Origin of the sequence: Flavobacterium sp. (assembly GCF_028712645.1) — a bacterium.
Lineage (GTDB): Bacteria > Bacteroidota > Bacteroidia > Flavobacteriales > Flavobacteriaceae > Flavobacterium.
Genome location: NZ_JAQTPQ010000004.1, coordinates 1 through 22,957, shown reverse-complemented (window position 1 = coordinate 22,957; position 22,957 = coordinate 1). Strand labels below are relative to the sequence as shown.

The window sequence follows — 22,957 nt, the reverse complement described above, 5'->3', positions numbered from 1 at the left end:
TAAAGCAAAAATAGAGTCGATATGTAAAATCAGGGTTATCTTAATAATATAGAAACATCATTATTAAGTTATTTAATTGTTAAGTTGACTAATAAAGCAAAAACCTCGAAGCATAACTTCAAGGTTTTTTATAATTAAATTTTTAAAACTTTTTCTGTTTTTAAAAACTATAGTTTAATGTAAGTGAAAAAGATTGTCCAAATTTTGTACTAAAGTTCAAATCGTCTTCCTTGCTATTATACCCATTTTTATTTTGAGAGTCTCCCGTAAAAACTGAATTCATAACTGATTTGAATCCTTTTATTTTTGGGGTGCTTTCTAAATCATTATTTTGATAAATAATTAAATCTTGAGCCAAGATATTTTGAATATTAAGTTTCAATTCTAATTTATTTTTCAAGAAACTTTTAGCTAATTGAAAATCTAAAAAAGCTCTGCTTTTTTCCCAATAAGCTGGTGTTGAACTACCTGTTGTTTGGTTTCCGTGGATATTAATTCTATTTCCAATTTTGTTAAGATTTAAAGCCGAAGACCAACCTTTTTCTTTATTCATATATTGTAATCCTGCATTAAAAACATAAGGTGATTGTCCTTGCATTGGAATATCTACCAGTGTAGGAGAATTCACTAAATTAGAAATATCTACTTTAGAACGTATAACAGCCAAGTTGGTAAAAAACGTTAAATCATCTAATATTTTTGTTTCTTTAGATCCAAATATGGAACTGAATAAAGTCCTATATTCAAGCTCTACTCCAAAATTTCGTCCTGATTTTGCATTTTCATACTTATCAGTATTATTCGCTTTGGCTTGAATTTCTATAGGATTTGTAAAACGTTTATAAAAAGTAGAAACAGAAAATACTTGCCCTTTCCCCGGGAAAAGTTCATATCGCAAATCAGCATTTTCAATAGTAGCAATTTTCAAATTTGGATTTCCCTCAGTATTATGTGCGGTCTCAGGATTATAAAAAACAAATGGTGCTAATTCTCTAAACTCTGGACGGTTTAAAGTTTTTGAACCACTTAATCTAATATTTTGTTTTTTGTTAAGACTATAAATTATATTTATAGACGGCAAGATATCAAGTTTAGACTTGTCAACTAAAATTGGTTTTCCAGAGTCTTCTTTTGAATTTAACTTTTGAGAATAATTTTCTAATCTTGCTCCCCAAATAACCCTAAATTTATTAAAAGCATTATCTACCATAACATAGGCAGCGTCTAATTTAGATTCTGCTGTATAGGCATCTGTTCCTTTTGTACCATCATAAAGTACTAATCCACTAGATTTTGGTCCAAGAATTCCCATATTCGAAGCGTTAAAAATAGTTTCGTTTCCTTGAGTAGAAATTGGAGATAAAAATGTGCTATTACCATAATTTACATTCCCTATTCTACCATTGAACTTCACATATCCCAATTGTCTAGCTTGAAAGTCTCTATTTCTTGCTTGAGTTAAACCACCAATTTTTATATCAGCGCTAAAAGAATCTGAAAAATTTATTTTTTTGCTTACATCAACTTTAGTACTAAAAATAGATTCTACATTTTTTGAACTAAAGATTGAACCTGGATATTCACTTCCTATGGCATTTAATGAAAATGAAGCAGAGGGTGTTGTAAATGTTCCGTCATCATTTTTTACATAGATATAGGAATTTCTGCGCTCATTAGGAACCTCTCTATTTACAGCATTATAAGAACCAACCCAGTTTATTTTTATTTTACTTACTGGCAAGAAATGTTCGCCAATTAATTGTCCAGAATAAATCTTATTAATTGAATAAAATCGAGTAGTTGTACTAGCATAAATAGGATCATTTTGAGACAAGCGTCCATCTTCGTCTATCACTTTGTTTAAACTATTTACACTATACAAGTTTTTAAAACTAAATGAATTTCTTGTGTTTAATTTTAAAGAAACGTTGGCAATAGCAGCAAAAAGCTTTTGTGTGTTATATTTATTTAACACCAAGTCTTTGTTTAGTGCTCCTGGAGTTTCATAAGTTCTTTTAATTATTACATTATAATCATTAGAAACATTATTGGTTACAGAAAGTAACATCCCTACTCTTTCGTCTCCTTTTAATTTAAAATACCTACCCAATGTGTATTGAAAACTAGTATTAGGACTAAAAGTTTTATATTTCAAGCTCCAATCCGTTTGATAGGTTTTGGATAAATCAGCAATATTCAAAAGATTGCTCTCTGTACGATTCTTTTGAATGCTTTGAAATGCTTCAGTTGATGGAAAATCGGAAGGTAATCTTGTTTTTGTGTCTTGAGAATATAATCGGTTTTTACCTGTAGTAATGGTATTATAAGAACCTCCAATTGAAACTGTTTGAAAATTTTTATCTGGAGTTGCCTTTGTATTAATTTCAATTACACCACCTGCAAATTCTCCAGGTAAATCTGGAGATGCTGTTTTATAAATAACTAAGTTATCTATCATATTAGCCGGAAAAATATCAAATGCAAAAGCTTTTCTATCTGGTTCAGAACTAGGAAGAGGAGCTCCATTTAAATACGACGTATTATAACGCTCATTCAAACCTCTAACAATAACAAATTTGTTGTCTTGAACACTAGCACCACTAATACGTTTTAAAACATCAGAAGTAGTTTTATCTGGGGTTCTTTTTATACTTTCGGCCGAAATTCCATCAGAAACTCGAATACTGTTTTTTTGCATTGTCAAAAGTGAATTGATTGATTCTGCTTTTGCCTTAACAGTTTTTATTACAACTTCATCAAGAACTCCATTCATTTCCGATAAAGAAACAGTCAATACTGTTGCTTCGTTATTAATAACTTCTACATCTGAAATAATTTTGGTTGAAAAAGAAAATAACGAAAATTGCAAGTTGTATTTACCTGCTTCCATTTTTCTCAAGTTAAAGCTCCCGTCAGAATCTGTAACAGTAAACAACTTTGTTCCCACTACTATAACTTGAACACCTGGTAATGGTTTTCCAGTAGCTTCTTCAATCACTGTACCTTTTATTATTGAGCCATCGTTAGTATTAGTTAAAGTTCTTGAAAATTCTTTTTTCTCCTCTTTAAATGAGTTTTGAGAAAACACAGAAGAAACAAGAAATAAAAAAGGAATAAGGAAAGATAGTTTCATTGAAATAATATTGATTAAAAAACTCTTAAAATATGGTACAAAAGTACTTTTAATGAAAATCGTGAATGTTAATTGTACATTAACAAATTCTCAATAAAAACCTTAAAGGTTAATTTATTGTGAGCTTAACAATAATTATTTGTTGAATTTGAGTTAAATTCAATTTTATGTAAATTTTATATCCTTAATAAAATACAAAAAGCAAAAAAAGTCCCGCAATTGCGGGACTTTTTAATATATATTCTAAAAAAAATATTATCCTTTCAAAGCTTCCGCTCCACCAACGATTTCAAGAATCTCATTAGTAATCGCAGCTTGACGTGCTTTGTTGTATGTTAATTTCAATTGATCTCTCAATTCGGTTGCGTTGTCTGTTGCTTTGTGCATTGCAGTCATACGCGCTCCGTGTTCAGATGCAAATGAATCTCTAACTCCTTTGTACAATTGTGTTTTCAATGATTTTGGAATCAAAGTCAAAACAATTTCTTCTTTTGAAGGTTCGAAGATATAATCACCTGTTGAAGCTGGCTTATCAGATTGTATTGGAGCCAAAGGCAAAAATTGTTCTACTTGAACGATTTGAGTTGCAGCATTTTTAAATTGATTGTATACCAATTCTATTTTGTCATACTCACCAGTAACAAATTTCTGAGTCAATGTCTCAGCAATTACAGTAACATTTTCAAAAGTTAATGCATCAAAAACGTGACTTTGATTGTCTACAACCGTAAGCGTTTTAGTCAAAATATCATTTCCTTTTTTTCCGATAGCAAAAACATCAACTTGCTTTCCTGCGTAATAATCAGCACGGTTTTTAACTTCTTTGATAACATTGGTATTGAAAGCACCACACAAACCTCTATTCGAAGTGATGGCAACAACCAATACTTTCTTGATTTCACGTTGTTTTGTGAATTCTCCCCCAACATCTCCGTCAAGAGTAGCTGAAAGATTTTGTAGTAATTCCGTTAATTTTTCGGCATAAGGCCGCATTGCTGTGATGGCATCTTGTGCCTTCTTTAGCTTTGCTGCAGAAACCATTTTCATCGCAGCAGTAATCTGCATCGTCGATGAAACGGAAGTAATTCTATTACGGATTTCCTTTAAATTTGCCATTTATATGCTGTTTGTTGTTTGTTGTTTTCCGTTTATTGTTGGGCGAACCACAAACAATAAACTAAAAACAATAAACTATATTTAGTTATATTTCGCCGAAACTTCTTTTGCTACTGTTTCAAGAACATCTGTGATTTCGTCAGTCAGTTTTCCTGCTTTCAAAGCATCAAGTGTTGCTCTGTTTTTGTTGTTCAAGAATTCCAAGTAATCTTTTTCGAATTCTTTTACTTTATTCACAGGAACATTACGCAACAAGTTTTTAGAACCTGCATAGATAATGGCAGTTTGGTTTTCAACAGTATAAGGGTCGTTAAGATTTTGTTTCAAAATCTCAACGTTTCTTTTTCCTTTTTCAATTACGTTCAAAGTAACAGCATCCAAATCAGAACCAAATTTTGCAAACGCCTCTAATTCGCGGTATTGTGCTTGGTCTAATTTTAATGTACCCGCTACTTTTTTCATTGATTTAATCTGAGCGTTACCTCCAACACGAGATACAGAAATACCTACGTTAATCGCTGGACGAACCCCTGAGTTAAACAAATCACCATCCAAGAAAATCTGACCATCTGTGATCGAAATTACGTTAGTTGGGATGTATGCAGAAACGTCACCAGCTTGAGTTTCGATAATTGGCAAAGCAGTCAATGAACCACCACCTTTTACGATACCTTTTAAAGTATCTGGCAAGTCATTCATATTTTTAGCAATATCATCATCAGCAATTACTTTACAAGCTCTTTCTAATAAACGAGAGTGTAAGTAGAAAACGTCTCCAGGATATGCTTCACGTCCCGGTGGTCTTCTTAATAAAAGAGAAACCTCACGGTAAGCAACAGCTTGTTTAGATAAATCATCATAAACAATTAAAGCTGGACGACCTGAATCTCTAAAATATTCTCCAATTGCAGCACCTGCCATAGGAGCATATACTTGCATCGGAGCTGGATCAGAAGCATTTGCAGCAACAATAACTGTATAAGCCATTGCACCTTTTTCTTCCAACATTTTAGCGATTCCTGCTACAGTTGACGCTTTTTGTCCAATTGCAACATATATACAGAATACAGGTTTTCCTGCATCGTAAAATTCTTTTTGATTTAAGATAGTATCGATACAAACAGTTGATTTACCTGTTTGACGGTCACCAATAACTAGCTCACGTTGTCCACGACCTACTGGAATCATTGCATCTACTGCTTTGATACCTGTTTGTAATGGCTCAGTTACTGGCTGACGGAAGATAACTCCAGGAGCTTTTCTTTCTAATGGCATTTCGAATAATTCACCAGCAATTGGTCCTTTACCATCAATTGGTTGACCAAGTGTGTTAACTACACGACCTACAATTCCTTCTCCTGTTTTTAGAGATGCAATACGTTGTGTTCTTTTTACAGTAGAACCTTCTTTGATTCCTGTTGATGGTCCTAAAAGTACAACCCCAACATTGTCTTCTTCAAGATTCAATACAATAGCCTCAAGACCATTGTCAAATTCTACAAGCTCACCGTATTGAACATTAGAAAGTCCGTAAACACGAGCAATTCCATCCCCAACTTGAAGTACAGAACCTACTTCTTCTAATGTAGCACCAGATTCAAAACCTTCTACTTGCTTTTTTAATATTGCTGAAATCTCAGCAGGTTTAATTTCCGCCATAATTATTTATAAATAACTAGTTACTTAATTCTCTCTTTAATACTTGTAATCTGTCGGCAATGGAAGCGTTGTATTGCTTGTCGCCTATTCTTAAAATAAATCCTCCAATGATTGAAGGGTCTACCGTGTTTTCAATTGTAATTTTTTTGCTTGATGAAAATGTTGCTATTTTAGCCAAAACTTTAGCTTCCAAAGCTGCATCCATTGGAATAGCTGTAGTAACTTTCGCTACTTCCACACCATTCATAATATCAAACAATTTGTTATATTCTACTGCAATGCCGTCCAAAATTTCAAATCTTTTGTTTTCCAATAGTAATTGGAAAAGACTTTTAGTTACAACATTTACTGAAACAAAAACCTCTGAAACAACATCCTTTTTAGTTTCCGTTACGATTAGCGGATTTTGGATGAAAGAACTCAATTCTGAATTCGATGTTATAGTTGATGCAATCAATGCCATATCAGCACTCACTTCAGAAGCGACTTTTTTAGAGTCTGCTATATCTAAAATAGCTTTTGCATAACGAATTGCTGCTCTTGTACTTGACATATTAGTTTAATTTAGCGTCGCCTAACATTTTTTCCACTAATTTTACTTGAGCTTCTTTGTTAGATAGTTCTTCTTTTAATAACTTCTCGGCAATTTCGATTGACAAATTAGAAACTTGTTTTCTCAATTCTGCCATAGCTGCATTTTTTTCGCTTTCGATAGCTGCTTTTGCTTGTTCGATCATTTTCAAACCTTGTGCTTGAGCTTCGTTTTTTGCATCAGCAACCATTTTGTCTTTCATTTCACGTGCATCTTTTAATAAAGAATCACGTTCCATTCTTGCTTCTTGCAAAATACGTTGATTGTCAGATTGAAGATTTTGCATCTCTTTTCTAGCATTGTCAGCTGAAAGCAAAGCATTTTTAATTCCTTCTTCTCTTTCGTTAACGGCATCAAGAATTGGTTTCCAAGCAAATTTTTTCAATAGCAAAACCAATCCTACAAATATTATTGTTTGCCAGATGAATAACCCAAACGAAAAATCACTTATTAACTTTTCCATAATATATCTTTATATTGTAATCTTTTAATTTAATTTAAGAAACAAAAGCCACAACCAACCGTTGCAGCTTTTTGTTTTTTTAGTTTACTGCAAACAAAGCTGCAAAACCAATACCTTCAATAAGCGCAGCTGCAATAAGCATAGCTGTTTGAATTTTTCCAGTAGCTTCTGGTTGACGAGCGATAGCATCCATTGCAGAACCACCGATTCTACCGATACCAATACCTGCTCCAATAACTACTAATCCTGCTCCAATGATTTTAGGAATTTCCATAAAAATATGTATTAAAAATTAAACATTCTGATTAAACGTGCGACTCTTCGTGCCCGTGTTCTTCTACTGCCGATCCAAAATATAAGGCAGATAGCATTGTGAAAATATAAGCTTGCAACAGTGCAACTAATATCTCAATTGTTGAAATGGCGAATGACAACATAAAGGACAAACTACTTCCCAACCAATTTTTGAAAATAAACATTAATCCAATTAAGCTCATCAATACAATATGTCCTGCAAAAATATTCGCATACAAACGTATCATTAGAGCAAATGGTTTAATAAATACTCCCAAAAGTTCTATTGGAGCCAAAATAATTTTCATCGGAACTGGCACGCCTGGCATCCAGAAAATGTGTCCCCAATAATTTTTGTTAGCGGTAGTATTTGTGATTATAAAAGTGATGATTGCAAGACCAAAAGTTATTGCAATATTTCCTGTAACGTTGATTCCTAGCGGAGTCAATCCAAAGATATTTAAAAACCAAACAAAGAAAAAGATGGTCAACAAATAGCTCATATATTTTTTATAGTGCTTTTTGCCAATGTTAGGAATAGCAATTTCATCACGAATGTACAATACAATTGGTTCAAAAAGCCTTCCAAAACCAGAAGAAATTCCACCGTTTTTAGTATATGATTTTGCTAAACTGGTAAACAATAAAAACATCAACATTGCCACAACCATAATTGTCAAAACCCCTTTTGTGATTGACAAATCAATAGGCTGAAGTTCTTTTTCAGTAACAATCTCTTTACCGTCTTTAATTGTTTTTATCTCTTCAACAAGAATTTTTCCTGTAGCATCAGATTTGAATATTTTTTCGTGGTGTAATTTGTAGTAGTTACCGTTAGATTCGGCAACTGATTCTCCGTGATTGAATTTTGAAGAAGAGAAAAAGTGAACTCCATTATCCCAAAGAATGATTGGCAATGCAAATCCGTAGTGAGCTCCTGTTTCTTTGTCTGCAAAAAGAGAAAATTCGTGACCATCAAGAACGTGATGACCAATTACTTCTTTAATTTGTTCTTTAATTTCGGAAGATTCATCAGCTTCTTTTGGAGCAACTTCATTCGCAACGACTGTCGTTTCAGTTTGTACAGGAGTACCTTCTGATGGATTGTTTGCAAAACCAAATATTGGTAAACAGGCTATTAAAATTGCTATTATAAATCTAAGTGGTTTGTTTGAAATCACCATATCTGTTAAATATCTTAATTTTTACTTTCTGAAATTGGGTGCAAAGGTACATTTTAAATTTATATGCCAAAAGCATTAAATAAAAAAAAATGGAAGAATTGTCGTTTTAAATACGATTTATTGCTTATTGTTTAAAATTCTTATGGTTACAATGGTTTCAATTGTTAAAAACAAGGCAAAAATGATGAAAAAATCAATTTTTTCGACATCCCTATTTAAATTTTTAGATTGTAAAATTGGCAACAAAATCGTATATGAAATTGCCATCTTGATACAGGTAGTTAATAAGAAGGTATTGCCTACATTATCAATACTTTTTTCCTTCACTTTTATCAATATAAGAATAATAACAAGTGAGCAAGTAAAGAAAAAACCATAAATGTATTCAATTGGAAAATGGAAATCTTGAAATTTTGGATTGGTTTCATTCAGGATGAAAAACAGTTTGTGGGAGAGGTAAAACAAAAGAGAAATCACTAAAACCTCAAGTAAGGGCTGATATTTTTTTAAATTCATTTAGGTTTATGAAGATTTGTTGATGTCTTTTAACTGTCTGTTTAAATTATAAAAGGCAAGTGCAACTCCCACCAATGTCAGTATTTTGACGAATACATTATGCGAATTTGGATAATTTTCGTCCAGCCAATTTCCAAAATAGGAGAACAAAAAAATGATTGCCCCCATTTGTATAGGAATATTTATAAAGGCGAGCCACTTATTATTAGCTTGCTTCTTCGGTTCTTGGCTTTCCTTCATTTAAACTGAGGTTTTTTGTGTTAGTCTTCATCATACAAGAAGCACTAAAATCAGCACCCGGTTCTACAGATAATTTTCCGACTGTTACTTCGCCGTAAATACTTGCTTTTGATTTTACGTTCAATATTTCGATAACCTGAATCTTGCCATTAAATTTACCCTCAATATCAGCATTTTTGCAAATAATATCACCCGTAACACTTCCTGTTGGACCAATAACTATTTTCCCTTTCGATTGAAAATTTCCTATTAATTCTCCGTCAAGCCTAAAGTCAGCTTGAGAAATAATATCTCCTTTGATAATTGTTCCCTCTACAATTCTATTCGTCTTTCCTAAAAGTTCTGTATATTTTTTTGGTTTTGATTCGAACATATTTATTTCATTTGAGGTGAATTAGGATTTGGATTATTCTTATCCTGCCTGTTTTGAATACCTGCCGGAGGTGTTTTTGCTTCTGATTTTTTTGAAGCTGGGGTTCTTTTTTCTGGAATTACTGATTGAGGAATTGCTGTTTGAGGAACCGCTTCTGCTTTTGGCGGAGCTAAATATTCTTCTATATTTTTATTAATTTGAACTACTTTGTAATTGTCATTCGTTATTGTAATTACAGGTTCAGTAACCTTATATTTTTCATTTAAAGTTTTGGCTATTGCCTTTGCATATTCTTCTGAATTGATACCGTTAATAACAATAAACATTTCTTTTTCGGTATAATTATCACACGAATAGGTTAGAATTTTGTGGTTTTCAGTGGTAATAAATTTATTGATATTTTCTTCTATTGAATTTGCTGTTTTATCGTCTAAAGCTTTAATTCTATATAAAATTTTCCATTTTTTTGTATCAACTTTGTTAAAACTAACTTGTTCTAAAGACGGTATTTCAGTCGTTAAAATCTCTTGTGCTTTCTTGCCTTCTTCACTGTTTGGATAATTATCAGCAACATTTTGCATTGCTTTTTTATAGGCTTCTAATCCTTGAAGTTTTCCGATGGTGTTTGCTTTTAGCAATTCGAATTTCGATACAATTTCGTCTCCTGAAAATTGATTAATCAGATCATCAATTTTGTTTAATACAGAGACGAACCTTTCTTCTTGAAACAGATTATATAATTCGTCATAAACTCCTTCTGGTGTTCCGCCTGACAATGCGTTATTCGAGTTGGAGTTGTTGATAATCTGTGTATAACGAGAATTCGGAAATTGACTAGAAATCTTGATTTTCATATCTTCCGCCATAGCGTTATCGGTAATCTGATAAATTTTATACAGATTGTACATCGATGGAAGAACCAGTTTTTCTTCTGGATTGTTTTTTAATAACTGTTCCAATTTATTACTAGCCAATTCATACTCCTTGAATTTTTCTTTATAAATAACTCCCAATTGATAATAGGAAAAATTTCGTTCCTTAGCAATACTGTCTATTTCTGCTTGTGTTTTCGGAAGTTGTTTTAAATAATAATCGACTGTGTATACTTCGATTATTTTTGCGTCAGCTAATTTGTTATTAGCTATTGATTTATCACTATTGATAGTGTCATTAACACTAGATTCTATTTTGATGTTTGGTAATCTCCAGTAGCCATTTGAAGACCTGTTTCCCCATCTTTTTTTGAATTCTAATTTTCCAAAAGCAACTGTTGAAGTATTGTAAAAATAAAAAACGCTTGCTGCCGCTTTTGCAGAAGCATCAGCAAATGAAGGTGGAGCAAGTCCTGGTTTTTTTGTTTGTTTTCCCAAAACTTGAGCACTTGTAGCGGGATCGTCAGAGCCAATTTTATTGAACCTGTCAATGTTTTCAAGAAGCTTTTTTTGTTTTTCTTCGGCAATTCTTTTGTCTTCATCAGACTTTTTCAACTTAACAATATAATCTTCAAAGTATAAAATTCTATCAGCATCAGACTTCGAAACTACATTTAATATACTATCATTCCTTGTAGCAATAGATTCGTATTCAATAACTTCATCTAAATCCTTTCTGACTTTTTGAATGTGAATGAATTCTCTTGTTTTAGCTTCAAGTTTAACTAATGTGCTGTCATAATATTTTGCAGCAATAGGATATTCAGCATTTTTAAAATGCATATTTCCTAAATTTCTATAGTTCGATGCTTCTAAATAAGTATCTGTCGATCTGCTTTTTAAGGAAGAATTATAAAACTTTTTTGCTAATTTTTGATTGTCGTTTTTGTCATAAAACACTCCTGTTTCATAATAAATAATATCTAAAAATGGACGGTTTTCTCTATCGGCAGCAAGTTTATCGAATGTTTTTACAAAAGCATTTTTATCTCCACTTTCATAATCAAACAGCTCAGCTTTTTTGGCATAAGCCTGAATTACATATTTCCTTTCGGATTTTCTATTCCTATTTATTACCGATTGAAAGCAATAAACAGCACTGTCTTTTTTGCCTAATTCCTGATACAATTGCCCAAGAATAAAACGATATCTAGCTTTTTCAGAATTTATTTTAGTGTAATTTTCAGCAATTTTTAATTTCGAAATAGCGCTGTCTTTTTCTTCTATGTTTAAAAAAGCCTCTGAAAGTAATGCATTAGCATTAGCAATAACTTGATTTTTTAACTTTTTTTCGTCTAATAGTTTGCTAATGTTTTTTATAACTTGTTCGTCATTACCAAGACGCATATTGGTTTTTTCTCTCCAAATTTTAGCCTCATAAATCTTGCTACTGTTGGGATATTTGTATAAAATATAATTGAAAGCATCTAAGGCAGGAATAAATCTTTGGTCATAATAACGAGCCTTGCCAAGCAGTAAATAAGCTTCGTCAATTTGGCTGTTTTTTTCTCTTCCACCAATGTTCATCGAATGTTTTTGAATCGCTTTGGTGGCTTTGGCTTCGGCAAGTTCAAAATCAGTATTTTTTGGTTTGTCTGCCCCAGCTAAATCCTCATTGATTTGCATTCTTTCGATAGGCAATCGTTTCCAAAAGTTGTCTTTGCTATTCGCTTTTATTCCTTCAATTCCTTTGTCTAATCCTATTTCTCCGTTAAATAAAATGTTGTATTTTGTGCTTAGAGCATGTGATTTTCTAGCCAAAAAAGTGTCTTTCTTGGTAGAACAAGCTATCAAGAAAAATAAAAATCCTAAAAAAAATAGGTGTTTGTAAGTGCTGGTTTTCAATGGAAACATTTATTTCATTTAACTTTTAAAAGTCGGTTTTAGTATAATGACTGGTAAAAATACGTTTCTTTTTGAAATATGGAAATTTAAACCGCAAAAAACGTTTCCAACTCTTGCAAGGTTTCTGTTGATGTTTGAATATCTTTTACAATTTCACCTTTATTTAAGGCTACTATTCTGTCACAAACCTCAACTGTATGCTGTAAATCGTGACTTGAAACCAAAACAGTAACATCTGGGTTTTCGGCGAGTTCTTTGATAATTTTTTTTAATCGGTTCACCGTTGTTGGATCCAAATTAGCAAAAGGCTCGTCAAGAATCACCACTTCTGGATTGCCAATGAGTGTGGCGATAATTCCCACTTTCTTTTGATTCCCTTTGGATAAATCGCGAAGATATTTTTTGTTTTTCAGGATTTCTCCATTAAAAAATTCCTCGTGTTTCGCTAATAAAGAATCAACATCAGCTTTGTTTTGATTGCGCAAATCACCAATAAAATAAAAATATTCTTCGGGAGTCAAATAACCAATCAGGAAACTTTCGTCAAGAAAGGAAGATGTAAAAGGTTTCCAATTTTCAGAAATATTTACCTGAACTTCGTTGTTAATTATATTTCCTGTTGAAGGTTGAATTAAATCCAACAACAAACTGAAAAAAGTGGTTTTTCCTGCGCCATTATTACCTACCAGCCCGAAGCTTTGTCCTTTAGGAATTTCTAAAGAATCTATTTTTAAAACCGTAGTTCCGTTGTATTTTTTTGAAAGTTGATTGACTTGTATCATTATTAAAATGTTTATTCGGTTAATTAGATTGTTTGTTCTGAAATTAAACTAAAAAAAGTTTAGCTTTCTTGTTGTTTAAAGCCATCAATGGTGGCATATTTTCTTTTACGAAAACCTTGTGCGATTTTATCAATCAGGAAATTTCTCATTCCAATTCCTATGATGCCTAATAATGCCAAAACAATTATGGCAATTTCTGGATTAAAAATAGTTGAAACACCATAAAAAAGCAATGCTGGCAATGCCATCAAAGGCAATCCTACAATCCATTGAGTCGCCCCTGTTCCTTGATAATTCATAAACGGACTTTTCTCTAAGTCGATTTTCTTTTTGTTATAAGATCCTGCAAATAATAAAACTGGAATATTCACACCCAAATTATAGGTGGCACACGCTAAATTAATTGCCAAAACTCGCCATCCAAAATACAAATAAGGCGTGCTCAAAATCGCCAAAACAACAACCGAAACTGACATTAGTCCCGCTTTTGAAGCTAAATATTGTTTCAAAGGAATATTTTGCGACATCATCATTCCGTAATAATTACTGTCCCACGAAGGAATAAATTGCCCAAAGTTGAGCATAAAAATTCCCGTCATCAAGATACCAACAACTACAAAAAAGGCCGACATATCTTTATAATGCGGATTGGTGTAAATAATTAATCCGTAAGCCAAAAATATAAATGACATCCAAACCGTGGTTCGTGGTCGTTTGTTTCTCCAAATTAATTTTAAATCCAATTGCAAAAAGGGAGCAATTTCGCCAAAGCGTTTTGTCCAGCCCAAATCAGTTGTTGTTGCTTCTTTTGATTTTGATTGTAAGCTGTTATCTAAATAAAAGTTGTTTTTTAGATAATTGAAATTCAAAAAGTACATTCCCACCAAAATCAAAATTGGAACAAGAGCCAAAACCGGTTGTTCGACCAATGTGTTTAAAACGGCACCAATAGTTGTACTGATTTTGAAAATTTCAAAATATTCCAACGCTGCTAAAACTAACCCAAAAGCCACGAAAACAAGAAATAATTTTATGTTTTCGGCAAACTTCTTCTTGATTAAAAAATTGGTGTAATTTACAATTAAAGCCAATGAATACATCGCCAACATCCAAACGATAATGTTGATTGTGGTATAATTCCCGTTCAAAATACAAAATATCCCGAAAGGAATAATCATCAATTGAGGGAAAATATTATACACCGAAGTCAAGCTTTTTAGCAACACAAAGTGAATTACTTTTTCTTTTTTTATAGGCAAAACCATCAGAGGTTTAATGTTCATAACTGGCAAACTTTGCATAAAAAAACGCAAAATTAAATCAGCAGCCATCCAGAAAATTACAAAATTATTTACGATGGTTAAAGGTTTTTGTCCTGGGAAACTTTTCTCTAAAATGGGATAAAGCGCAATTCCCAAAACTAGAAAAGAAAGCAAAAAATAAACCGCCAAGAATCCCATCAGGATTTTTAGACCGATGCTTTTCCCTAAACTTGCCGAACGGAAAAAAGCTTTAAATTCGAGATTGATAAAATGTTTGAACATATATTGTGGTTTTGGATTTCGTGATTAGTTAATAAAAGTAGAAAAAAGTTACAAAGATTAAACAGAATATTCTGGATAAGTTTGCATCAAGTACTCTTTTGATTTAGATGGAATTAAAACAAACATTACATAAAGCAACAAAGTCATCAAAACTAGAAAAAAACTCGTGAAACCAATTGCATAATCATTACTTAAAAATCGATTTCCGTGATTAAAAATTTGCAAGAAAAAATTGAGCGGAAAAATAATAGTTCCAGTAAAACTGCCGTATTGATTCATAATTTCGTCAAACAGCCAGCATTTTTGGTTTTCCTTTATTTGCTGTTTTCGTTGCATTCGGTTTTTAATAATGGCGTAAAAAGCAAACCCAAGTAACAAAACATAAAAAAATAAAATAAATTCTCCGTTGAAACGACTCCATTTAAACACGAGAAACAAAGCCCAAGTTGCCGTAATTGTCAAAAGAATCTTTGGAAGCGTAAAAAATGTTGCAATATGAGAGAACACCAACCGATTGTATTTCTTTCCCAAGAATTTTTGCTTTTCTTCGACCACATCCATAAAACCAAAGACACCAAATTTTCCAAATTCCTTATTCAAGACTTCTTCAAAAGTAAGTTTGGGGTTTTCTTGCCATTGCGTTTCTATGGCATTCGCCAAATGATCGACTAGTTCGGATTGCAAATCATACCATTCTACATAATGCTGGCGGGTAAAAGTGTATAATTGGTCTATTTGTTCGGTGGTTAATTTCATTGTTGTTGTTTTAAACCCGACAGGTTTTTAAAACCTGTCGGGTTTGTGAGATACGATTCGTTTTTAATATAATTTAAATTTTTTCTCGAATTGAAAATGTTTGTAAGCGAGTTGTAAATAATATATTGGAAGAACTAAATATAAACTTGGGAAAAAATTAAAAACTAAATTTAAAACTAAATCAGGATTAACAAATCTCATTGGCATTATCCCTATTGCCAAATAAAAAAGGAATAACATAATTGAAAATCCTAATTTTTTATAAAAAAATCCAAAAGATGTTGTTGTTATTGATTTCCAAATCAGATATTTGCCCACTAATAACAACAAAAGTTCTAATGAAAAAATGGTTTTTAATACCATTCTCATATTTGTAAATACTATTTCATTATCTATATTTCTCGAAAAAATGGTCAATAAAACAGCAATGAAAAATGCAATTAATACTCCTTTTAATTGTTGTTGTTTTGAATTTAAAATCAATTTATCAATCACAATCCTAGGAGCCACATTTTTACTCCCTAACCAAAAAGAGTAACTCGGTTTCATTTGCTCTTTCCAATTCAGCAAAACTTTATACAAAGCATCTTCAAACGAAAGTTTGTTTTCCTTCATTTTCGTTTCAATTTCAGATGCAATATGATCCGTAACTTCTAGTTTGATGTCGTCATAAATGAGTCCGTTCAACACTAAGGTCTCGTCTATTGTAGCGATTTGTTGGGTGGATAGTTTCATATTTATTGTTTTAAACCTAACAGGTTTTAAAAACCTGTTAGGTTTGCATTAAAATTCAAATTTTGGGTTCACTAAACTCTGCATATTCCTAATAAAATCTTCCAATTCGCTCAAACGGTTCACCGTTTCTTTTGTTCCAGTTTCGGTGAGTTTATAGTATTTTCGCAAACGATTATCCACTTTTTCAATCTCAACATCCAGCAAGCCTTCGGCTTCCAATTTATGCAAAGCAGGATACAAGGCTCCTTCGGTAATATTAAGTTCGCCTTGTGTAATGGCTTTTACTTTTTGGGTAATTTCGTAACCGTACATCTTGCCGTTTTCTTCCAGCAATTTCATAATAATGGTGTTGAGACTTCCTTTGTATAATTGTGAGTTTTTCATCTTCATTTTCAATTTTGAATCACAAATATACATAAGAAACTTATACATAATTAATTTAGGTATAAAATTTTCAATAATTTTGATTTTTAGAAACCTGAAGCGTTTACTATCTTTGTAAAAAACTATTAAAATGCCATCATTCAAGAAACTTGTTATAAAAGAGATAAAACGCGAAACTTCATCCGCAGTTTCCATCCTTTTTAATATTCCCGAGGAATTAAAATCCAATTATAACTTCATTGCAGGTCAATATGTTAATTTAAGATTGACCCTTGACGGACAGGAAATTCGCCGAGCTTATTCTATTTGTTCTTCACCCGATAGTGGCGAATTGCGAATTGCTGTAAAAGCAGTTAAAAACGGGAATTTCTCCCAATTTGCCAATACAAAACTAAAAGTTGGTGATTTAATTGAGGTAGGAAAACCTGAAGGGAAATTCACATTTGAACCTCAAGTTGACCGACAAAAAAACTACGCCGCTTTTGTGGCTGGAAGCGGAATCACTCCTGTAATTTCCATTCTAAAATCGGTTTTGAAAAGCGAACCTCGAAGTTCTTTTGTTTTGGTTTACGGAAATAAATCAGCTGACGAAACTATATTTCATCAAGAATTACACGATTTACAATTCAAATATACAGGACGATTATTTGTGCATTATGTTTTCAGTCAAGCGAATGTTAATGGCGAATTATTTGGAAGAATAGATAAATCTGTGGTAAATTTTGTCTTGAATAACAAACACAAGGAATTGGAATTCGACAAGTTCTATTTGTGTGGTCCCGAAGAAATGATTAACACCGTTTCGACTGTTTTAAAAGAACATAACATTGCTGAAAAAAATATCAAGTTCGAATTATTTTCAACTTCAACTGCCGAAAATAAAATCGAAAAATCATTGGAAGGTCACACGAAAATCTCCATTCTCGTTGACGATGAGGAAACGACTTTCGAAATGTCGCAAAAACAAACCATCCTCGAAGCAGCCCTAAAACAAGGCATCGATGCTCCCTATTCTTGCCAAGGTGGAATTTGCAGCAGCTGTCTCGCCCGAGTAAAATCAGGAACGGCCGAAATGAAAAAAAACTCCATTCTAACCGATAAAGAAGTCGCCGATGGTTTGGTTTTAACTTGCCAAGCACATCCTACCTCCGCAGAAATTGTGGTGGATTTTGATGATGTTTAAGGTAAAATTCCAATGTTGAAATTCCAAATTCCAATTATTGAAATCGCCATTTTATATGAAATCCACCCGAGAAATATTCAAAACCAATCCTTCCCTACTCGATGAACTCGAAGTGGCGCAACTTTTGGACTATTGCGAGCAATTGCAGGATGAAATCGTGGAGTTTAAATTTCAGAAAACCAACAATAAAGAATTGGCGATGCTCGATATGCTCAAAGAAGTGATTAAAGGCTGCAATGCCATCGAGAAAGAACAAATGGAACACGAGCGTTTTGGTTTTGAAGCGCCCCATTATCCTGCAACCATTTCGAACCTGAAAAGCTATATTTTAAAGCGTTGCCAAGACGAAAAGATTTATTTATAGCGTCATTGTCAGGAACGCCGAAGGTTTAATTCTTAGTTGTCAAGCACGTCCTACATCCGCAGCAATTTTTGTGGATTACGACGATGTTTAAAAAAGGTGGAATGATAAAAATTTTATAAAAAAGCATTCCACAAAAAAAGATTTTTTTGTCTTTTGTTTTCTTCTTTATCCTCGCCATAACTGAACCAATCCTTCGTTTTTTCTTCCATCTCGGTCTTTAGACCTATTAAGTTATAGGTTTTTTTGGCTGTAATTGGTTTTATATCAGATGAATTATTGTTATTTAAATCTATTTTTGTTGCTATAAATGAGGTGTATAATCTTGGTATTGAAAGTCCCAAAATCAAACCTGGTAATCCATTTATAGAGCATGGACCGCCGGAAATGGTAATATCGTCTGTGTAAAAAGCAAATACATACACGTCATTCATTATTTTGCCCACGGCTTTTCGGCAGTTATAACCTGCTATTTCTCTGTTTTCATTGGTGATTTTCCATTGAATATTTTGTATACTATCTGCTATCACAAAATTAGTTCCTACTATTTGTTTTTGCATTATCATTTTTTTGGCTCCAAAATCAAAATACCAGATATTTTCTTCATCTGCATCTTTTTCGCGTTTAGAAACTCTTGTTTTTGGACTCCATCTATCAAATTTATAGATGCTTTTGTTGTCTGCAAAAGTATAGGTGTAATAAGATGTTTTTAGGTCTGAGATGTTGTCTTTCATCATCTCGTCCCAACTATCATTGCTCATCGTTTTTTTGAGATTGGTATTTACCTCATATTCAATTACAGCTTTATCTATAAATTGCTGCGCTATTGATGTAGTTGTAAAAATTAGTGCTGCTATAAAAAAAAGGGTTGATTTCATAGGTTGTGGGTAATGTTTTGAGGGTTGAGAAATTGCCATTGAAATTTGCAATAGTTACAACCCAATAAACGTGTTATTTATTTTTTGTTTTTTCGCCTTTGTTTTTAAAATTCCAGGTAAATCCTATCATAGCATATCTTTTGAGTCTATCGTTTTGTTCTTCTGAAATTGTATTTTCATATACAGATCTTTTTATGCCAATATTCTGATTCAAAATATCTCGAACCATTATATAAGCTGTAAACTCATCGTTTTTGAAAGTGCGTTGTAGCCTTGCATTCCATAATTGATTAGTAAGATTGTCCTGAAAATCGATTGTTTTTTGTCTTGTAGATAAATTGTAGTCTGTAGATAATTTCCATTTTTCATTGAAATAAACCCCTATATCCAAGTCCAAATTATTGGTGTTAAATGATTTTTTTTCATTGTTTTGAGAAGTACTGCTCCTGCTATTTGAAAAATTATTACTTAAACTAATTTCGTATTTCTTTTCTTTTGATTTATTTAAATAAACTCTAAATCCTGAATTTAAAGTATTGGAATTGCTGATTTTATTGTTAATACTAAGTACTGATTTATTATAGCTAACAGTTGGATTAAGGCTTACTTGTAAATCAATTTTTTTTATCTTAAATCCATATCCAAAATAAAAATTTCCAGAGAAATTTCCGTTTGTGTTTATGGGTTTGGTAATTGTTTTAGCGCTTTCTGGATCTATATCTTTGTTGTAAGAAATTAAATTGGACGTGGCTCTAAGAAAAATACTTTGGTAAAAATGGGATTCGGTTAAAATACTATAACTACTATTAAATATACTTACACTATTGGTAAAGGATTGCTTTAAATCTGGATTACCTACTATTTGATTGAAAAAATCTTGATTGTTTCTTAAAGGTTGTAATTGATCGATAGTCGGCTGTGTAGTTGCACCTTGATAATTGATACGCAAATTACTATTGCTTTTGTACTTATAGGAAAAATTCGCATTTGGATAAAAATTGGTATAGCTTCGCTTGTATTCTTTGTTTAAAGTTTGATCTTGCAAATCAAACGAAGTAAAACCAAAACCACTTCCAAAACTATAATTTATTTTTTTGGAATTGTAACTCAATTTTATATTAGGCTTATTTGTTGTTATTGCCTGTTTAAACTGGTTTGATAAAGAATTCACAACCAAATCATACTTACCTGTAATATCTGAATAATCATAAGTTAAATAATTACTTTCGCCATTATTATATGTAATTTGATGGGCAATTTGCAATGCAAATCTCTTGCCAATAGGCTCTGTATAAGCAACGTTTAGGGCAATATTTTGATTTGTTTTTTCTCCTATTTTATTTTGATCTACATCTTCCTTAGAGGAAAAAATACCTCCATCATAACTTTCATTGGAAGACTTTAAAAAATTATTTGAATTGGTATTCAAAGTGTTCCAACTACTGTTTACAGAAAATGTACGACGTGCTTTGGCGAATTTATGTTTAAACAAAACACTTGCAGACAAAGATGTTTTGTCAGAATTAGTTATAAATGTTTTTTGTTGTTTGTTTTTTAACAATCCACCATCTCCTGTTGTAGTTCCATTTGTAAATTCATCGCTATCGGTAGTATAAAAATTGGTTTTAGCGGTAATTTTTAAGGAGTTTATAGAATCTAACTTTACGTCATAAGTAGCATTAAGTTTAAAATTACTTCTGTTTACATTGCTTGCCGTGGATTTGTTTTCGTTTAATTGGGTTTCTCCTACTTGCGTTTGGGTAATCTTACTATTATTGTTTGTGTAAATTTGATTATTATATTTTGGCGATAAATTCAATGTTTGTTTGTCATTCCACTTGTTACTGTACTGCAATCCTGCGTTAGTGTTTTTGATAAAACCATTTTGAGTGTCAACATAAGGTTCTTCGTCATTATTGCCGCCAGTCCATTCATAATTCACATTTCCATCATCATCCATACTCATACTCACATTATTATCTCGTGCTCCATATTTATCACTGTCTTGCCAGTCAAGTCCATCTTGTCCTGTGTTCCCATTTAATAAAAAAGCGGATAGTTTTCTTTTTCCTTTAAAACTACTAAACATAAGATTGCTATTGTATCTGGAATCGATAGTTGTTAATGGTCCATTTGCCGCGTCTATTTTACAAAAATACCCTTTCTTTCTATCTTCTTTTAATTTTAGGTTAATTGTCTTTTTAGTTTCTCCATCATTTATCCCTGTAAACTCGGCTTGATCACTTTTTTTATCAAAAACTTGAACCTCTTTTACTGCATCGGCTCGCAAATTTTTCACTGCCATACCTGGATCATCTCCAAAAAATTCTTCTCCATCTACCAATACTTTTTGTACCGTTTCACCCATTGCTTTTATAGTGCCATTTTTATCCACTTGTATTCCTGGTAGTTTTTTTAGTAATTCTTCTACATTAGCATTAGCACTTACAACAAAATCACTTGCTCTGTAACTGGTTGTGTCTCCTTTAATTCTAATTGAACCCGTCTTTATAATTACTTCTCTTAGCGCATTAATTTTGCTTATCAAAACAATTGTTCCTAGGTTTTTTTCGGTTTCATTAATGGTTATATCCTCTAAATAATCGGCATATTGCCTATGTGATGTCATCATAATATAATTTCCAGCTTTTACATCTTTGATGTCAAAGTTTCCCTTTTTATCCGATCGAGTAAACTTATATAAAATAGAATCTTTAGGAGTTAGTAAAGCAATAACTGAATTATAAACAGGTGTGTTTTCGTTACCATCCGTTAAAACACCTGAAATGTTTGCTTTTTGAGAAAAGACGGAAAAAGAAAATAAAAATAAAATTGTAATTAATAGTGTAGTTTTTGACATAAATAGTTTCTATTTTTATGGTATTAGCATTTCAAGATTTCTAAAAGCAACTTAATCCAAAAAAGCGATTCTCTTTCACCTCAAGTTAGCTTTGAGTGCAAAATCTAACGCACTTAAAACAAAAATAGTATTATTCCCACCAAAAAAATTAATTTTTTTAGTTATTAAAAAGTTAAGATTTTTCTTACTAAGTTGGTGTTTGCTGTGGCTATTTAACTCGAATAAAAACAGGTGCCTCTAAAAAGACAAAAAACTCGATTTTGACTGATAGTGAAATTGCCGAAAGTTTAATTCTTACTTGTCAAGCTTGTACAACGTTCTTCTAAATTTTTGTAAATTTCGACGATGTTTAAAAATGGCAGAATGAAAATCGAAAGTCTAAAATACAACGAATTACAATGATGAATTATCACTTTAGAAAAGCTGAAATTTCTGAAATCTCTCAAATATGGAACATTTTACAACAAGCCATAGTACGAAGAAAAGCAGACGGTAGTAATCAATGGCAAGATGGTTATCCAAATCCTGAAGTTGTGCAAAATGACATTAAAAAAGGAGAAGGATATGTTCTCACTGATAGAAAAACCATCGTAGGTTATTGCGCAGTAGTAGTCAATAACGAACCTGCATATAAAAAAATTGAGGGAAAGTGGTTAACCAATGATGATTTTATTGTGTTTCACCGATTAGCTATTTCTGAAAAATATTTAGGAAAAGGTCTGGCTAAAATGATATTCAAATTTATAGAAGATTTTGCGATTACTAACAATATTCTAAGTGTAAAAGCAGACACCAATTACGACAATATTGCAATGTTGAAAATTTTTGAAAAATCAGGTTACACTTACTGTGGAGAAGTATATTTCAGAGGAAGTCCGAGAAAAGCATTTGAAAAAGTGCTTCATAAAACTTTTTGATAGAAGATGTATTAATATAAAAAAGACTGCTCAATGAACAGTCTTTTTTTTATGTTTTTCAAAATAAATTATGCCATAAATAAGGCGTTCTTATGGAAATTGTAAAGCACTAAATCGTAAGGAACTAATTTAGGCGCTACTTTTTCTGATGAAGCATCAAACTTAATATGGTTGTGTTTTCTAAACAAGTAAATTTCCTTTAAACAATTA

General features: G+C 32.1%; 21 protein-coding genes. 3 read left to right on the top strand and 18 right to left on the bottom strand.

Annotated elements, in window-relative coordinates; genetic code table 11:
• Positions 1-160 precede the first annotated feature (160 nt).
• The 16 genes from PHC28_RS00590 to PHC28_RS00515 all read right to left on the bottom strand — a co-directional run bounded on the left by PHC28_RS00590 (position 161) and on the right by PHC28_RS00515 (position 16,548).
• Positions 161-3,133: a TonB-dependent receptor gene (locus PHC28_RS00590; RefSeq protein ID WP_300095448.1), complete on the bottom strand. Its 2,973-nt coding sequence runs from the start codon at positions 3,131-3,133 to the stop codon at positions 161-163.
• Between the two features lie 255 nt (positions 3,134-3,388).
• A complete protein-coding gene (atpG, locus tag PHC28_RS00585) occupies positions 3,389-4,249 on the bottom strand; it encodes an ATP synthase F1 subunit gamma (RefSeq protein WP_300095445.1) in 861 nt (286 codons plus the stop codon).
• A gap of 81 nt (positions 4,250-4,330) precedes the next feature.
• Complete coding sequence (gene atpA, locus PHC28_RS00580) at positions 4,331-5,908, bottom strand: F0F1 ATP synthase subunit alpha (protein WP_300095442.1); 1,578 nt, start codon at positions 5,906-5,908, stop codon at positions 4,331-4,333.
• A 16-nt stretch (positions 5,909-5,924) separates the two neighbouring features.
• Positions 5,925-6,461: an ATP synthase F1 subunit delta gene (atpH, locus tag PHC28_RS00575; RefSeq protein WP_300095439.1), complete on the bottom strand. Its 537-nt coding sequence runs from the start codon at positions 6,459-6,461 to the stop codon at positions 5,925-5,927.
• A 1-nt stretch (position 6,462) separates the two neighbouring features.
• The gene (locus PHC28_RS00570) at positions 6,463-6,963 is read right to left on the bottom strand and encodes a F0F1 ATP synthase subunit B (RefSeq protein ID WP_300095436.1); all 501 of its coding nucleotides are present in this window, start codon (positions 6,961-6,963) and stop codon (positions 6,463-6,465) included.
• Positions 6,964-7,042: 79 nt separating this feature from the next.
• Complete coding sequence (gene atpE / locus PHC28_RS00565) at positions 7,043-7,237, bottom strand: ATP synthase F0 subunit C (protein ID WP_103805844.1); 195 nt, start codon at positions 7,235-7,237, stop codon at positions 7,043-7,045.
• A gap of 31 nt (positions 7,238-7,268) precedes the next feature.
• Entirely contained in the window at positions 7,269-8,441 is a 1,173-nt protein-coding gene (atpB, locus tag PHC28_RS00560) for a F0F1 ATP synthase subunit A (RefSeq protein WP_300095430.1), read from the bottom strand.
• A gap of 117 nt (positions 8,442-8,558) precedes the next feature.
• A complete protein-coding gene (locus tag PHC28_RS00555; RefSeq protein ID WP_300095427.1) occupies positions 8,559-8,957 on the bottom strand; it encodes a hypothetical protein in 399 nt (132 codons plus the stop codon).
• A gap of 6 nt (positions 8,958-8,963) precedes the next feature.
• Complete coding sequence (locus PHC28_RS00550; RefSeq protein ID WP_300095424.1) at positions 8,964-9,197, bottom strand: AtpZ/AtpI family protein; 234 nt, start codon at positions 9,195-9,197, stop codon at positions 8,964-8,966.
• A complete protein-coding gene (locus PHC28_RS00545; RefSeq protein ID WP_300095421.1) occupies positions 9,163-9,570 on the bottom strand; it encodes a polymer-forming cytoskeletal protein in 408 nt (135 codons plus the stop codon). Before PHC28_RS00545 ends, PHC28_RS00550 begins: the two co-directional genes overlap by 35 nt.
• A 2-nt stretch (positions 9,571-9,572) precedes the next feature.
• Positions 9,573-12,356, bottom strand: a complete 2,784-nt coding sequence (locus PHC28_RS00540) for a tetratricopeptide repeat protein (protein ID WP_300095418.1) — start codon at positions 12,354-12,356, stop codon at positions 9,573-9,575.
• A 77-nt stretch (positions 12,357-12,433) separates the two neighbouring features.
• Complete coding sequence (locus PHC28_RS00535; protein WP_300095416.1) at positions 12,434-13,129, bottom strand: ABC transporter ATP-binding protein; 696 nt, start codon at positions 13,127-13,129, stop codon at positions 12,434-12,436.
• Between the two features lie 59 nt (positions 13,130-13,188).
• Positions 13,189-14,673, bottom strand: coding sequence for a DUF5687 family protein (locus PHC28_RS00530; RefSeq protein ID WP_300095413.1), 1,485 nt, complete (start codon positions 14,671-14,673; stop codon positions 13,189-13,191).
• 57 nt (positions 14,674-14,730) lie between these two features.
• Positions 14,731-15,429, bottom strand: a complete 699-nt coding sequence (locus PHC28_RS00525) for a hypothetical protein (protein ID WP_300095410.1) — start codon at positions 15,427-15,429, stop codon at positions 14,731-14,733.
• A gap of 63 nt (positions 15,430-15,492) precedes the next feature.
• Positions 15,493-16,164 carry a hypothetical protein gene (locus PHC28_RS00520; RefSeq protein WP_300095407.1) on the bottom strand — a complete coding sequence of 224 codons (672 nt, stop codon included), beginning with the start codon at positions 16,162-16,164 and terminating at the stop codon, positions 15,493-15,495.
• 48 nt (positions 16,165-16,212) lie between these two features.
• A complete protein-coding gene (locus tag PHC28_RS00515) occupies positions 16,213-16,548 on the bottom strand; it encodes a PadR family transcriptional regulator (RefSeq protein WP_300095403.1) in 336 nt (111 codons plus the stop codon).
• Positions 16,549-16,678: 130 nt separating this feature from the next.
• Between PHC28_RS00515 and PHC28_RS00510 the strand changes: the two genes are divergently transcribed.
• Both PHC28_RS00510 and PHC28_RS00505 read left to right on the top strand, forming a co-directional pair.
• Positions 16,679-17,731 (top strand): ferredoxin--NADP reductase, encoded by a 1,053-nt coding sequence (locus tag PHC28_RS00510; protein ID WP_300095400.1) that lies wholly within the window; start codon positions 16,679-16,681, stop codon positions 17,729-17,731.
• 55 nt (positions 17,732-17,786) lie between these two features.
• Entirely contained in the window at positions 17,787-18,095 is a 309-nt protein-coding gene (locus PHC28_RS00505) for a hypothetical protein (RefSeq protein ID WP_300095398.1), read from the top strand.
• Positions 18,096-18,208: 113 nt separating this feature from the next.
• Here PHC28_RS00505 and PHC28_RS00500 read toward each other — a convergent pair whose 3' ends face one another.
• Positions 18,209-18,970, bottom strand: a complete 762-nt coding sequence (locus PHC28_RS00500; RefSeq protein WP_300095395.1) for a GLPGLI family protein — start codon at positions 18,968-18,970, stop codon at positions 18,209-18,211.
• Positions 18,971-19,043: 73 nt separating this feature from the next.
• Positions 19,044-21,830, bottom strand: coding sequence for an outer membrane beta-barrel protein (locus tag PHC28_RS00495; protein ID WP_300095392.1), 2,787 nt, complete (start codon positions 21,828-21,830; stop codon positions 19,044-19,046).
• Positions 21,831-22,231: 401 nt separating this feature from the next.
• Between PHC28_RS00495 and PHC28_RS00490 the strand changes: the two genes are divergently transcribed.
• On the top strand, positions 22,232-22,747 hold the full coding sequence (locus tag PHC28_RS00490; protein ID WP_300095474.1) for a GNAT family N-acetyltransferase: 516 nt from the start codon (positions 22,232-22,234) through the stop codon (positions 22,745-22,747).
• Positions 22,748-22,957 lie beyond the last annotated feature (210 nt).

Coding starts and splice junctions, on each gene's coding strand:
- PHC28_RS00590 (WP_300095448.1), bottom strand. CDS start 3,133: ATGAAACTATCTTTCCTTATTCCTTTTTTATTTCTTGTTTCTTCTGTG.
- atpG (WP_300095445.1), bottom strand. CDS start 4,249: ATGGCAAATTTAAAGGAAATCCGTAATAGAATTACTTCCGTTTCATCG.
- atpA (WP_300095442.1), bottom strand. CDS start 5,908: ATGGCGGAAATTAAACCTGCTGAGATTTCAGCAATATTAAAAAAGCAA.
- atpH (WP_300095439.1), bottom strand. CDS start 6,461: ATGTCAAGTACAAGAGCAGCAATTCGTTATGCAAAAGCTATTTTAGAT.
- PHC28_RS00570 (WP_300095436.1), bottom strand. CDS start 6,963: ATGGAAAAGTTAATAAGTGATTTTTCGTTTGGGTTATTCATCTGGCAA.
- atpE (WP_103805844.1), bottom strand. CDS start 7,237: ATGGAAATTCCTAAAATCATTGGAGCAGGATTAGTAGTTATTGGAGCA.
- atpB (WP_300095430.1), bottom strand. CDS start 8,441: ATGGTGATTTCAAACAAACCACTTAGATTTATAATAGCAATTTTAATA.
- PHC28_RS00555 (WP_300095427.1), bottom strand. CDS start 8,957: ATGAATTTAAAAAAATATCAGCCCTTACTTGAGGTTTTAGTGATTTCT.
- PHC28_RS00550 (WP_300095424.1), bottom strand. CDS start 9,197: ATGAAGGAAAGCCAAGAACCGAAGAAGCAAGCTAATAATAAGTGGCTC.
- PHC28_RS00545 (WP_300095421.1), bottom strand. CDS start 9,570: ATGTTCGAATCAAAACCAAAAAAATATACAGAACTTTTAGGAAAGACG.
- PHC28_RS00540 (WP_300095418.1), bottom strand. CDS start 12,356: ATGTTTCCATTGAAAACCAGCACTTACAAACACCTATTTTTTTTAGGA.
- PHC28_RS00535 (WP_300095416.1), bottom strand. CDS start 13,129: ATGATACAAGTCAATCAACTTTCAAAAAAATACAACGGAACTACGGTT.
- PHC28_RS00530 (WP_300095413.1), bottom strand. CDS start 14,673: ATGTTCAAACATTTTATCAATCTCGAATTTAAAGCTTTTTTCCGTTCG.
- PHC28_RS00525 (WP_300095410.1), bottom strand. CDS start 15,429: ATGAAATTAACCACCGAACAAATAGACCAATTATACACTTTTACCCGC.
- PHC28_RS00520 (WP_300095407.1), bottom strand. CDS start 16,164: ATGAAACTATCCACCCAACAAATCGCTACAATAGACGAGACCTTAGTG.
- PHC28_RS00515 (WP_300095403.1), bottom strand. CDS start 16,548: ATGAAAAACTCACAATTATACAAAGGAAGTCTCAACACCATTATTATG.
- PHC28_RS00510 (WP_300095400.1), top strand. CDS start 16,679: ATGCCATCATTCAAGAAACTTGTTATAAAAGAGATAAAACGCGAAACT.
- PHC28_RS00505 (WP_300095398.1), top strand. CDS start 17,787: ATGAAATCCACCCGAGAAATATTCAAAACCAATCCTTCCCTACTCGAT.
- PHC28_RS00500 (WP_300095395.1), bottom strand. CDS start 18,970: ATGAAATCAACCCTTTTTTTTATAGCAGCACTAATTTTTACAACTACA.
- PHC28_RS00495 (WP_300095392.1), bottom strand. CDS start 21,830: ATGTCAAAAACTACACTATTAATTACAATTTTATTTTTATTTTCTTTT.
- PHC28_RS00490 (WP_300095474.1), top strand. CDS start 22,232: ATGAATTATCACTTTAGAAAAGCTGAAATTTCTGAAATCTCTCAAATA.